Raw genomic sequence first — 12,272 nt, 5'->3', positions numbered from 1 at the left:
CCGCCGACATGTGGTGGCAATGACCCAACCACGCCTTGCCTTTTTCGCTTCGAAACGTCCTGAAGCCCAGGACGCCCTGCCCGAATTGATCCGCCGCTACGGGCAGGTGTCCGAAGCGGATGCCGATGTGATTGTCGCGATTGGTGGCGACGGGGCCATGCTCGACACGCTGCGGCGCCGGTTCGACGACAACAAGGCCGTCTATGGCATGCACCGCGGAACCGTCGGGTTCCTGATGAATGATTACAGTCTTGAGGGACTGGTCGAGCGTATCAACGCGGCAGAACGGGCCAGCATCGTTCCGTTACGCATGATCGCCACTGACGTGCACGGAAAACAGCACCGGGCCCTGGCGATCAATGAAGTCTCGCTGCTGCGGCAGACGGCCCAGTCGGCGCGCCTGAAGATCACGGTGGACGACAGGATCCGCATGGAAGAACTCACCTGCGACGGTGTGATGGTGGCGACGCCTGCTGGCTCGACGGCCTATAACCTGTCGGCCCACGGCCCGATCCTGCCGATCGGCGCCAACCTGCTGGCCCTGACGCCGGTGAGCGCGTTTCGCCCGCGACGCTGGAAAGGCGCGCTCCTGCGTCATGATGCAACCGTGAACATTGACGTGATTGCACCGGACCGCCGGCCCGTCGCCGCTGCTGCCGACAATCAGGAAGTCCGGGATATCGTCCATGTGCAGGTGCGCGAGAGCCGCGACCGGCGCCTCACGATGCTGTTTGACACCGGTCACGCGCTGGACGAGCGGATACTGCGCGAACAATTTGCTTTCTGAATTTGCCGCCCCTGATTTGTCAGCGGTTTTTTAAGCCTTGCTGGTTACCGTTGCCCCACAAACTCGGGACGAAGCGATGATCAGCAAGCTATTTGGAAAATTTTTGCCAGCCAACAAATCCTCTTCGGCGGACGCCAAACAGGTTCAGACGCCCGACATCTCCCGCGTGATCAAGATCCGCCCGGCCGAGCCGGTGCCCGAAGCAGAGGCCGAGGCAGACATCGTCCACAGCGCCGATCCCGCAGACATGGCCGACCGTGCGGAGGCGGCGGTCGACTCGCTGTCAGGTCAATTTGAAGCGTGGATGACGGCGGACCTCGACAAGCTGATCACCGCATGGACGGACGCACAGTCAGCTGATGCGACGCCCGAGGCGTATCGGGCTGTCTTCACCGCATCGCACAACATTCATGGTGTCGCGGGCTCCTACGGGTACCCCGCCATTTCCCGGCTGTGTGGCTCGCTTTGCACCCTGCTCGGCGACACCCACCCAGGTGAAAACTCGGCCCTGATCAATCTGCACATCGAAGCGTGCCGGGCAGCCTTTGTCGGTGTCGGGTCCGGGGACAGCGCGGCGTCGGTTGCCGACGCGGTGTGCGATGCGCTGGAACAGACGGTCGCTGCGAAAACCGCCAGCAAATAGTCAGACGTTGACGCGCGACAGCAACTCGACAGTCTGCCCGTAGCCAGCCTCTTCCGGTATGAACAAGCATGGCTGGCCAGATTCGTTCTTGCCGGCATGCGGCAGAACCATGACGACGTCTTCAGATCCGAACCGCTTGGCAGCGTCCGCGACTGACGTGCCGCGGGCCAGTTTGACCAGGTTCATGCGCGTCGGAAAGATGATCATGGCCTCTCCGGCCAATTCCATGTCGAGCGCTTCCTGCGCGCCGAGCCAGACCGCATCCGTCGTCTCGCGACCGTCATGGGCCGCGATCTGGTCCTTTGGCGCTGGCGCGAGATAAAAATGGGTATCGAAACGCTTCGGCATCATTTCCGGCGTGATCCAGTGTCCGAAATGGATCAGGCTGTCGAGCGCCAGGACGAGGTCATGCTGGCGCATCAGACCCAGGAAACTCTCTTCCCGCCTGTCGACCGGGCCGCGATGTGGCGCAAGCATTTCAGAAATGTCCGGGCCGACGAGTGGCGCGCCGGGTCCCCGCCTGTTGGCATGGCGCGCCAGCAAGAGACCGGATTCCTCGAATGCCTCGCGCACGGCGGCGATCCGCGCATCCTGCTGGACCGGCCCGAAATCGCCATCCGTGAAAGCATCCCAGGCCGAATCCGAGTCTTCATCATTCGCCTTGCCACCCGGAAACACGAGCGCACCCGCCGCAAAATCGATCTCGTAGTGCCGTTTCACCATCAGCACTTCGGGCGCCTTTTCGCCGTCCCGAATGATCAGGACAGTGGCGGAAAGCCGTGGGTCCGAAGGGGTCTTTGTCATGCTCGTAACCTCGATTGGTCAAATTTCGCAAAAATACAGCCGAATATCTGCGCGTGATGTTCAACTCTCGCCCTTAGGGAAGGCAATAGACAACACACAGGAAAGGACACAGGCCATGCGCGCCACTCAATCCCCGCTCGATCGCCAGAGCCGCCTTTCCCCTCCCCCGGTGTTCCGCTTTCACAGCGTGGTCCACCTGTTGAGCGGCGATTCCCTCGGCCAGGTTTGCGAAACGCCTTTGGCCTTCGAAGAGCGCGTCGTGTTCGGTCCGCGCACCCAGCCAACTGAAGTGGCGAACCCCGCGAAATGGCTGTCAGAACAGTTGACGCGCATTGCCAGCGCAACACATGGCCAGCCTGCAAGCCAGCGGCCTATCCTCGTTCCCGCACCGGTCGCGTCGCTCGCGCATGCCAACACGGCTGTTGCCTGTGACGCAGCAATCCGTCGGACCTCGCTCTGTCAACAGGAAGTCTGCCTCGAATTCTCGGATTCGGCCTTCGCGGGCGGTGTCAGCGATTATGTCAGCCGCGTCGGACTCTTGCGCCGCCATGGTTTCCGCGTCGCAATCGACATGCGGCGTTCGTGGCAGACACCACTCAACGATTCTCTCCGCCTGCTGATTGATACGATTCGCGTAGACGCTCGCGCGCTGGAAACGAATGGCGACTTGCTGGACCTGGTCGAAGTTGCAGATGCGTCCGGCATCCTGATCGTGGCTGAGAACGCACATTGGCGCGACGGTGAATACCTGGCCAATATCGGCGTTCATGCTGCCACGCGCCCGAGAACTGACGCCTAGGCCGCGTCTGTTTCCTGCTCGACGTCTTCCTCGGCAGCCATTTCCGAATAATAGTCGAGCTTGTCGAGAAGGTATTCGAGATCGTCCTTCGGGATGGCCTGGAACTGCGTCAGCACGCGCTCGATCATGCGGGCGCGGAAACGGGCCCGATCATTCGGACCACCATCATGGCTGGTTTCATGGAAGACGTTCACGGCCGCCCGAAACGCCGGAAGCATCTTGCGTGGCAGGCCGGCGCGATCGAACACAGCCTGCAGGCCGAGCGGGCCTGCATCATGGATCATCAGCCAGACGCGCTGATGGCCTACGCCCGATAGTTCGGCGAGCGAATGCTCGACGAATGGCATTTGCCCGCAACAGAGCGCACGCATGATGAGCGAATGGCTCAGGCGACCATTGAGGTTCAGCTGTGAAACGAAGCGCGGCAAGTCGTGAGTGCGCCCCGCCTGTTCGACAAGGTCTATCGTCGCGCGTTCGCGCGCGCTGCCCGCAAGGTCAATCGCCATCTGGGCCGGCAGTTCGTGCCGGTTGACGAGCATGTCGAACAACTGGCCTGACACCAGCGACACCATCTTCTCGGCGATGTGCGTCGGAATGAATTCCCGCTTGATCAGGCCGGTCTGGACAATCTCGTCCTGACCGAAACGCCGAAGCGTGTCGTCAAAGGCCTTGTCGCTGAATTCGGCACCTTCATTCCTCGACACAGCCCTGACGGCCTCGACGGCGCCATGTTCGGAAATGACCTCCGTAAGCGTAATCGACAGCGTTTCCCGATTGGCAATCGCGGCCTGTTTGGCTGCGGTCACGGCAAGCACCAGTTCGATCAGGTCCTCATCGGTAAAGACCGGCGAATCCTGAAGCACCGGGATGGCGACAGCTTCGATATCCTGGGCCAGTTTCAGCGCGATTGCGCGTGGCAGAACAGGTGAATTTCTCAGTGTGACGGACAGTGTTCGGCGAACAAGATCGGCGGAATCCTCAGCGAGGATACCCATGATCTCGTCGGCGAAGGCCTTTTCCCGGTCGCTCAGCACGTCCAGCGCGATGCGCCGGCACACCCTGTGCGCCACCGACGCGCGCTGCTCAGGGGTTTCCCCCCGCATCAGGCGTTCGATATCCTGCTCGGTCAGTTGCGGTCTTATGCTCTGAACGCTCATTGGGCCGTATTCCTTCAGAATCGCTATCGGTCAACTTCGCCTAGTGCGGTTAACACAGCGTTTACCAGCCTTGCCCAGTGTCGTGCAAACAAAAGGCGCCGGACTTCACTTCTGAAGCCCGGCGCCTTTGTTTTTGTTCAGGATTGGTCTAAAACTAGTCGTCTTCTTCCTTGAAGAGGTCCTCGCGAGACACAGTCTCGTCAGTGACCTTGGCCGTCGTCAGGATGTGATCGACAACCTTGTCTTCGTAGATTGGCGCGCGCAGCTGGGCCATCGCATTCGGGTTCTTCTGGAAGAATTCGACGACCTGCTTTTCCTGGCCCGGATATTGGCGGGCTTCGGCAATCAGGGCCTGGTTCACTTCCTGCTCGGTGATCCGAACGTCGGCGATGCGGCCGATTTCAGCGAGCACGAGGCCGAGGCGCACGCGGCGTTCGGAAATCTTGCGATACTCGTCTTTCAGCTCGTCTTCCGACTTGGCCTTGTCTTCATCCGAAACGCGACCGGCGTCCATTTCGGTCTGCAGCTGTTGCCAGATCTGGTTGAATTCCTGCTCGACCATGTTCGGCGGCAGATCGAAATCGTGCGCGTCGTCCAGCTTGTCCAACAGGTCGCGCTTCGCCTTGGCGCGCGAGACAGTGTCATGTTCAGCCTTGAGCTGGTCCTTCACGAGCCCCCTGAGCTGCGCCAGGTCCTCGAGGCCGAGACCTTTTGCGAACTCGTCGTCCAGTTCAGGTGATTTCGGTGCGCGGACTTCGCTCACCTTGACTTCGAACACGGCAGCCTTGCCAGCCAGGTCCGCCGATGGATAGTCCTCGGGGAACGTGACATTCAGTTCTTTTTCTTCGCCGGTTTTGACACCGAGCAGCTGTTCTTCAAAGCCCGGGATGAACCGGTTGGCGCCGAGAACAACGGATTGTTGCTCAGCCGTGCCGCCTTCGAACGCAACGCCGTCAACCTTGCCGACGAAGTCGATGACAACAGCGTCGCCATCCTTGGCTTTCGCCGTCTTGGCACGTGGCTCGTACTGGATGTTCTGCTCGGCGATACGGCCGAGGGCCTCATCGATCTGCTCGTCGGACACTTCGGCCACGGGACGCGTGATCGCGAGGGCCGAAATGTCTGCAGGCGTGAATTCGGGCATCACATCGATATGCATCTGGTAGGAAAGGTCTGCCTCGCCTTTGACGACGGCTTCCATGTCGGCATCGAGCTGGACGTTTGGCTGGCCCGCAGGACGCAGTTCGTTTTCCTCGAGCGCCTTCTGGTTGGTCTCGTCGACAAGCTTGTTGACCAATTCGCCCATCAGGTCGCGACCGAACATCTTGCGAACGTGCGCAGCTGGCACCTTGCCCGGGCGGAACCCTTTGAGCTTCATTTGCGGACGAATTTCTTCAATCCGCTCATCAAGCTTCGTTTTGAGTTCGCTCGCCGGAACCTTCACTTCGAATGTGCGGCTAAGACCTTCTGCCTTGGTCTGGGTAACTTCCATTGGTTTATTCATCCGTTTTTGGGGTCGCGAGGCAAAAAAGCACGCTGGAGGCTGTGTGAAACCTGTCTGAAGGCGCGGCTTATGTCATACGCGAAAGCCCCTGTCCACGCAGACTCTGCCGGATATGCTGCATGTTCAGGAGCCTGGTGCGGATGAGAGGACTCGAACCTCCACGCCTTGCGGCGCTGGAACCTAAATCCAGTGCGTCTACCAATTCCGCCACACCCGCGATGGGCGGTTCCTACGCGAGCCTGCAGGGCGATTCAACAGGAAACACCATGGGCCCGGTTTTTCAGGCTTTTTCGCCGTGCAGTGCGCCAAGAATGGCCGGGATTCGCCGCTCCAGGTCCTCTGAAACCAGCCCTGCTCCGACCCGCCTGCCGGCTTCACCGTGCAGCCAGGCGGCCATTGCCGCGGCCTCGAACGTGGGCATGCCTTGTGCCATGAGACCGGCAACCAGTCCTGCCAGCACATCGCCTGAACCCGCTGTCGCCAGCCAGGGAGTCGCATGTATGTTGACGATCGCGCGTCCATCAGGCGCCGCAATCACGGTATCAGCTCCCTTGAGCAGCACAACGCATCCCGCCTCCCGGGCCGCCCGCCGCGCCGTCTCGATCTTGTTGACCTCGGATTCACCGATATCTCCGAAGAGCCGACGGAACTCACCGACATGGGGTGTCATGATGTCGTCAGGCCGCAATCGCTTGAAGAGGGACTTGGGCGCGCTGTCAAAGACAGTCAGCGCATCGGCATCGAGCAGGACCCGCGCATCTGATCTCAGCAGGACCTCAACATTGGCACGGGTCGCGGGCGTTATGCCGGCAGCCGGGCCAATCACGATGACCTGGGCGGCCGCTGCAGCCGATTCGAGGTCCTCGGTGCCATTGAAGGCCTGCAACATGACAGCCGTCAGGTGGCTCGCATTCGTGGCGACCGCGCCGGGCGGCGACAGGACCGTCACCAGGCCGGCCCCGACCCTGAGTCCCGCCATGGCAGACAGGCGCGCCGCACCTGTCGCCGATGCCGGGCCGCTGACGACCTTGAGATGGCCCCGCTGATGCTTGTAAACGGCCTGCCCCGGCCGCGGCATGATGGGCGCCCATAGCATTGGACTGTTCTCGAAGGCAGACGTCGGGACCGGCACACCGATATCGGCCGCGGCGACCAGTCCGCAAAAGCTCGCTGCGGGCTGAAGAACATGCGCCGGTCGCAGGCCCGCAAACGTCATCGTTCCTTCGGCGCGGAAACAGGGGCCGAGCGGCCGGGCCGTCAGTCCATCGATGCCTGATGGCACGTCAACCGAAATGACCCTGCCGCCGCGCTGCGCCAGCTCCGCCGCGATCCCGTCGAGGGGCCGCGACAAGCCGCCGCCAAAGAGGGCATCAAGAACCAGGTCATGCGGTGCCTGTACCGCCGCTTCGAGCGGATGAACCTCGCCCTCCCAGAGCGCCGCTGCCTTGGCGGCATCACCGGTCAGCGACGCGATGTCCACTGAGCAGAACACGTCGACCTTGCGCCACAATTTGGCCAATCGGGCGGCCGCGACAAATCCGTCGCCACCATTGCCGCCCGGCCCGCAAAGGACCTGGACCCTGCCCTCAGGCCAGCGCGCATGAAGGAATTCCGCGACGGCTGTGCCAGCGCGCGTCATGACTTCAAAACTATCTGTACCTGCTGCGAAGACCGCCTGCTCAGCGGCGGTCATTTCCTGTGGTGTAATGATTGGTCTGCCCATGGGGCGACCTCATAACACGCGTGTTGCGGATTCGCTTCCATATTCAGCAACAGAAAGTGCGCCGCTTGCCCGCGCCAATTGCGTTACAGAACAATGTCCCGGACGAAACACGACAACCCGTGGATCCTCCTCGATCATCCCGACAAGCGCATTGATTGCGACGAAGTGCGAGAAAACCACTGTTTGATCCGGAAGCCCCGAGACAAAGTCCAGCATGGCACGGCGCCAGTCGACAAAATTATGCGAGCCGCCTTGCCACTCCCCCGCCATAAGCGTGCGGAGCCAGGTGACGCGGTCATCAATGCCGTCCGGCGTATCAATCTCGGAGACTTCCGGCACCACGGTAGCGACCAGACCCATGCGCTGTTCGAACGGCAGGGCTGTTTCCCGGCATCTCAGCATCGGGCTGGAAATGGCTGATGTGGCGCCGAGCGCCATCAAGGCGTCCGCTGCTGCGGCTGCCTGCTTCTGTCCCAGTTCGCTCAATCCCGGATCAGGGTGATCACCCCAACCGGCCGCGGCCTCGCCGTGCCGAACAAGATAAATCATGCGGCGATCTGAATCTGGTCAGCCTCGATGCCGATGTCGGCACACACGTCCAGCGCATGCAGGTAGGCGACGGGCTTGGCGATGTTCAGGCGCGCACGGGCGGCTTCGAGGGGTTCATGCAAAAGCGCGATGATGTCTTCTCTCACGATGCGGGAGGCTGCAGCGCCGTTGCACTTGCCTTCCCGGAAGCAATCCATCACGCGCGCTTCTTTCGGAACGCTCTTCATGATCTGGCGGGCGCCCATGAAGGAGATGAAGATCACGCCCATTCCCGGGTTCTGACTGTAGGTAAAGGCGAGCAGGCTGGCTTCGCCGAGCGCATCGCGGCCATATCCGGAGAGCACGTGGAACAGGTCGTGCGTATCGCGCAGGCGGTTGCCGTACCAGTAATAGTCGTCATCAAAGTCGCGCATCGCGCCTTTGAATTTCTCGCTTTCCTCGACAAGTCCCTGAGCCGTGAGCCCTTCGCGCTCCATGAAATCGACATAGGCGCGGCCAACCGTGCCATCCGGCAGCGCCCGGATCCAGTCGTGATCATCCAGCAGCGGCGGCAGGTATTCCTTTTTCGCGAGCAGTGCCTGTCCCTCATCGCTGGCAGCGAAGGCGTGGAAATTCTTCTCGAACGACCGTCCGTTGAGCGATTCGATAATGTGAAAGACCTGTTCGGTGTCTTCCTTGTCGGCGATCAGATTCTGCATATGCTTCCAGGCGACCAGCGGGCGAAACTTGGCCGGACGGCGATCTGGATGGATGAACACTTCGGTCATTGAATTCTGTTCTCGCTGCAACTTCTCCTATTGGATACCATATGCCGCCTGACAATAAAAGTGACGCTGGCGTCATTTTTCTTTGTCGGATGCGCTCACTCGGCGCCCAATTTTTGGGCACCAATGTCCAATATTCGACCACACATCCCAATCACCCGCCGTTTCGGTATCTTGTGCTCGCCTCTCAGGCTGAGTGAGCTTACCCAAAATCAATATCAATTCAGCGGCTGGGAGAACACGGGCCATGAAAAAAATCGAAGCAATCATCAAGCCGTTCAAGTTGGACGACGTAAAAGAAGCACTGCAGGAAATCGGCTTGCAGGGCATGACAGTCATCGAGGCCAAGGGCTTCGGTCGGCAGCGGGGCCATACCGAGCTCTATCGCGGCGCAGAATATGTCGTGGATTTCCTTCCAAAACTCAAAATCGAAATCGTTCTGGCTGACAGCGCTGTCGAAGGCGCGGTCGAAGCCATCAAGAAAGCCGCGCACACCGACAAGATCGGCGATGGCAAGATCTTCGTTTCGGCCGTACTCGAGGCTGTGCGAATCCGCACCGGAGAAACAGGCGACGCTGCGCTCTAATCCTGTAATAGTAACATTCTAAACTCAGCAAACCGCACAATCCTGGAGGGCAAATCCAATGGCTGACAAGCTAATCAAAATGATGAAAGACGAAGACGTACAATACGTCGATCTTCGTTTCACCGATCCGCGCGGCAAGATGCAGCACGTGACATTCCACAAGAACATGGTCGAAGACGATTTCTTCTCCGAAGGCCAGATGTTCGACGGCTCGTCCGACGCGGGCTGGAAGGCGATCAACGAATCCGACATGCTGCTGATGCCGGATCAGGACACGGCCATGATCGACCCATTCTTCCAGCAAACGACGCTGGCAGTGATGTGTGACGTGCTCGATCCGGTCACGGGCCAGCCTTACAATCGCGATCCGCGTACGACCGCCAAGAAAGCCGAAGCTTACGTGAAAGCATCGGGCGTTGGTGACACGGTGTTCTTCGGCCCTGAGGCAGAGTTCTTCGTGTTTGACGACGTGCGTTGGTCCGTCGAGCCGCATAATACCGGCTACAGCTTTGACTCGACGGAACTTCCGATCAATACCGGCAAGGAATACCCAATGGGCAACATGGGCCACCGCCCAGGTCCTAAAGGTGGCTACTTCCCGGTGCCGCCGATCGATTCCGAACAGGACATGCGCAGCGAGATGCTGTCGGTGATGTTCGACATCGGCCTCGATCCCGAGAAGCACCACCATGAAGTGGCGCCTGCCCAGCACGAACTGGGCCTGAAATTCTCAACCCTGACCGTCATGGCCGACCGCCTGCAGCTCTACAAATATGTCATCCACAACGTGGCGGCATCGTATGGCAAGACGGCAACCTTCATGCCCAAGCCGATGTTTGCGGACAATGGCTCCGGCATGCACGTCCACCAGTCGATCTGGAATGACGGCAAGCCCCTCTTCGCCGGCGACAAATATGCCGGCCTGTCCGAAACGTGCCTCTACTATATCGGCGGCATCATCAAGCACGCCAAGGCGCTGAACGCGATCACCAACCCGTCGACCAACAGCTACAAGCGCCTGGTCCCGGGTTATGAAGCGCCTGTCATGCTGGCCTATTCGGCCCGCAACCGGTCGGCTTCGATCCGCATTCCGTTCGGCTCCAACCCGAAAGCCAAGCGTATCGAAACGCGCTTCCCGGATCCGGCTGCCAACCCGTACCTGGCTTTCGCCGCGCTGCTCATGGCCGGTCTCGATGGCATCGAGAACAAGATCCATCCCGGCGACGCCATGGACAAGGATCTCTACGATCTGCCGCCAGAAGAAGCCAAGGCGATCCCGCAAGTCTGTGGATCACTGCGCGAAGCCCTTGCGGCGCTCGACGCAGACCGTAAGTTCCTCACCAAGGGCGGTGTTTTCGACGATGATCAGATCGATGCCTATATCGAGCTGAAAATGGAAGAGAACATGCGATATGAGCTCCACCCGCATCCGGTGGAATTCGAAATGTACTACAAGGTTTAAGAGCCGAATCTCTCTCTCTTAAGCCTTGTGGGGCCGGCACCTTCGGGTGTCGGCCTTTTTCTTTGTCCCAGACATGTTCGCCAAAGAAAAAGCCCCGGACCGAAGGTCCAGGGCTTCTTGTTCTTGATGGCGTCAGATGGCTCAGCCGGCTTCAGGCTGGCTCTTCTTCGAATGGACATAAAGCGGCTCGGCATTGCCTTCGACCACTTCGCCATTGATGACGACCTCTTCGACACCGCGCAGGTTGGGCAGTTCGAACATCGTGTCGAGCAGGATCGATTCCATGATCGACCGCAGGCCACGGGCACCCGTTTTCCGACCGATCGCGCGACGCGCAACGCTTGTCAGGGCTTCAGGTGTGAATGTCAGAGAGACATTCTCCATGTCGAACAGCTTCTGGTACTGCTTCAGCAGCGCGTTCTTCGGCTGGGTCAGGATCTCGATCAACGCGCCTTCATCGAGGTCTTCCAGGGTCGCGATGACCGGAAGGCGGCCGATGAATTCGGGGATCAGGCCGAAGCGCTGGAGGTCTTCCGGCTCCGTGTTGCGCAGGATTTCGCCGACGCCGCGTGCTTCCGGATCCTTGAGCGAAGCGCCAAAGCCGATCGAGGCATTCTCGCCGCGCGAGGAGATGATCTTGTCGAGCCCGGAAAAGGCACCGCCACAGATGAACAGGATGTTCGTCGTGTCGACCTGCAGGAATTCCTGCTGGGGATGCTTGCGACCGCCCTGCGGCGGTACGGCAGCAACCGTGCCTTCCATGATCTTGAGCAGCGCCTGCTGGACGCCTTCACCCGACACATCACGTGTGATGGAGGGATTGTCCGACTTGCGCGAAATCTTGTCGATCTCATCGATATAGACGATGCCGCGCTGGGCACGTTCGACATTGTAGTCAGCCGATTGCAGCAGCTTCAGGACGATGTTCTCGACATCTTCGCCGACATAACCGGCTTCGGTCAGTGTCGTCGCGTCGGCCATGGTGAATGGCACGTCCAGGATGCGGGCCAGCGTTTGCGCCAGCAACGTCTTGCCGCAACCGGTTGGGCCAACCAGCAGGATGTTCGATTTTGCCAGCTCTACGCCGTCCGTCTTGCCGGCATGCGACAGGCGCTTGTAGTGATTGTGCACGGCGACGGATAGGATGCGCTTCGCATGTCGCTGCCCGATGACATAGTCATCCAGCACGTCACAGATTTCCTGTGGTGTCGGCACGCCTTCGCGTGACCGGACCATCGCCGTTTTGTTTTCTTCGCGGATGATATCCATACACAGTTCAACGCACTCGTCGCAGATGAACACCGTAGGTCCGGCGATAAGCTTCTTAACTTCGTGCTGGCTCTTTCCGCAGAAAGAGCAATATAGCGTATTCTTCGAATCGCCTGAGCCGTTTTGCTTGGTCATGCCGTCCTCAATGCCGGGTAAGGTTTAACGGGGCCTTTAAGCGCCCTCACCCGGTTTCTTAATATGACAATAAGGGTCATGGCCCACCCT

General features: G+C 59.9%; 12 protein-coding genes and 1 tRNA gene. 5 read left to right on the top strand and 8 right to left on the bottom strand.

The genetic code is table 11. From position 1 onward, the window contains the following. Nucleotides 1–19 precede the first annotated feature (19 nt). Nucleotides 20–787: an NAD kinase gene (locus AADA04_RS06760; protein ID WP_340692488.1), complete on the top strand. Its 768-nt coding sequence runs from the start codon at nt 20–22 to the stop codon at nt 785–787. Nucleotides 788–824: 37 nt separating this feature from the next. Further along, complete coding sequence (locus AADA04_RS06755) at nt 825–1,430, top strand: Hpt domain-containing protein (protein WP_340692487.1); 606 nt, start codon at nt 825–827, stop codon at nt 1,428–1,430. Here AADA04_RS06755 and AADA04_RS06750 read toward each other — a convergent pair whose 3' ends face one another. Next, a complete protein-coding gene (locus AADA04_RS06750; protein ID WP_340692486.1) occupies nt 1,431–2,234 on the bottom strand; it encodes an NUDIX hydrolase in 804 nt (267 codons plus the stop codon). It lies immediately after the preceding gene. A gap of 115 nt (nt 2,235–2,349) precedes the next feature. Here AADA04_RS06750 and AADA04_RS06745 point away from each other — a divergent pair, with 115 nt between their 5' ends. After that, nucleotides 2,350–3,033 carry an EAL domain-containing protein gene (locus tag AADA04_RS06745; RefSeq protein ID WP_340692485.1) on the top strand — a complete coding sequence of 228 codons (684 nt, stop codon included), beginning with the start codon at nt 2,350–2,352 and terminating at the stop codon, nt 3,031–3,033. Here AADA04_RS06745 and AADA04_RS06740 read toward each other — a convergent pair. From AADA04_RS06740 to AADA04_RS06715, 6 genes are all read right to left on the bottom strand, one after another. Then, nucleotides 3,030–4,190 carry a DUF2336 domain-containing protein gene (locus AADA04_RS06740; RefSeq protein WP_340692484.1) on the bottom strand — a complete coding sequence of 387 codons (1,161 nt, stop codon included), beginning with the start codon at nt 4,188–4,190 and terminating at the stop codon, nt 3,030–3,032. The genes AADA04_RS06745 and AADA04_RS06740 overlap by 4 nt on opposite strands. A 154-nt stretch (nt 4,191–4,344) precedes the next feature. Continuing rightward, the gene (tig, locus tag AADA04_RS06735; RefSeq protein ID WP_340692483.1) at nt 4,345–5,682 is read right to left on the bottom strand and encodes a trigger factor; all 1,338 of its coding nucleotides are present in this window, start codon (nt 5,680–5,682) and stop codon (nt 4,345–4,347) included. 144 nt (nt 5,683–5,826) lie between these two features. After that, nucleotides 5,827–5,911 (bottom strand) — tRNA-Leu (locus AADA04_RS06730). A 63-nt stretch (nt 5,912–5,974) separates the two neighbouring features. Next, nucleotides 5,975–7,417 carry an NAD(P)H-hydrate dehydratase gene (locus tag AADA04_RS06725; RefSeq protein ID WP_340692482.1) on the bottom strand — a complete coding sequence of 481 codons (1,443 nt, stop codon included), beginning with the start codon at nt 7,415–7,417 and terminating at the stop codon, nt 5,975–5,977. A gap of 9 nt (nt 7,418–7,426) precedes the next feature. Then, nucleotides 7,427–7,966, bottom strand: coding sequence for a histidine phosphatase family protein (locus tag AADA04_RS06720; protein ID WP_340692481.1), 540 nt, complete (start codon nt 7,964–7,966; stop codon nt 7,427–7,429). Further along, the gene (locus AADA04_RS06715; protein WP_340692480.1) at nt 7,963–8,733 is read right to left on the bottom strand and encodes a Coq4 family protein; all 771 of its coding nucleotides are present in this window, start codon (nt 8,731–8,733) and stop codon (nt 7,963–7,965) included. Before AADA04_RS06715 ends, AADA04_RS06720 begins: the two co-directional genes overlap by 4 nt. Nucleotides 8,734–8,977: 244 nt before the next feature. On the opposite strand from AADA04_RS06715, the gene AADA04_RS06710 reads away from it, so the two are divergent. Beyond that, nucleotides 8,978–9,316 carry a P-II family nitrogen regulator gene (locus tag AADA04_RS06710; RefSeq protein ID WP_034743224.1) on the top strand — a complete coding sequence of 113 codons (339 nt, stop codon included), beginning with the start codon at nt 8,978–8,980 and terminating at the stop codon, nt 9,314–9,316. Between the two features lie 58 nt (nt 9,317–9,374). After that, nucleotides 9,375–10,778, top strand: a complete 1,404-nt coding sequence (glnA, locus tag AADA04_RS06705) for a type I glutamate--ammonia ligase (protein ID WP_340692479.1) — start codon at nt 9,375–9,377, stop codon at nt 10,776–10,778. 141 nt (nt 10,779–10,919) lie between these two features. Here the strand turns inward: glnA and clpX are convergent, their stop codons facing one another. Beyond that, the gene (gene clpX / locus AADA04_RS06700) at nt 10,920–12,182 is read right to left on the bottom strand and encodes an ATP-dependent Clp protease ATP-binding subunit ClpX (protein ID WP_340692478.1); all 1,263 of its coding nucleotides are present in this window, start codon (nt 12,180–12,182) and stop codon (nt 10,920–10,922) included. Nucleotides 12,183–12,272: the final 90 nt, after the last annotated feature.

Source organism: Hyphomonas sp., from assembly GCF_037969335.1.
GTDB lineage: Bacteria > Pseudomonadota > Alphaproteobacteria > Caulobacterales > Hyphomonadaceae > Hyphomonas.
The sequence above is the reverse complement of the archived record's forward strand: the minus strand, read 5'-3'. Positions and strand labels throughout refer to the sequence as shown.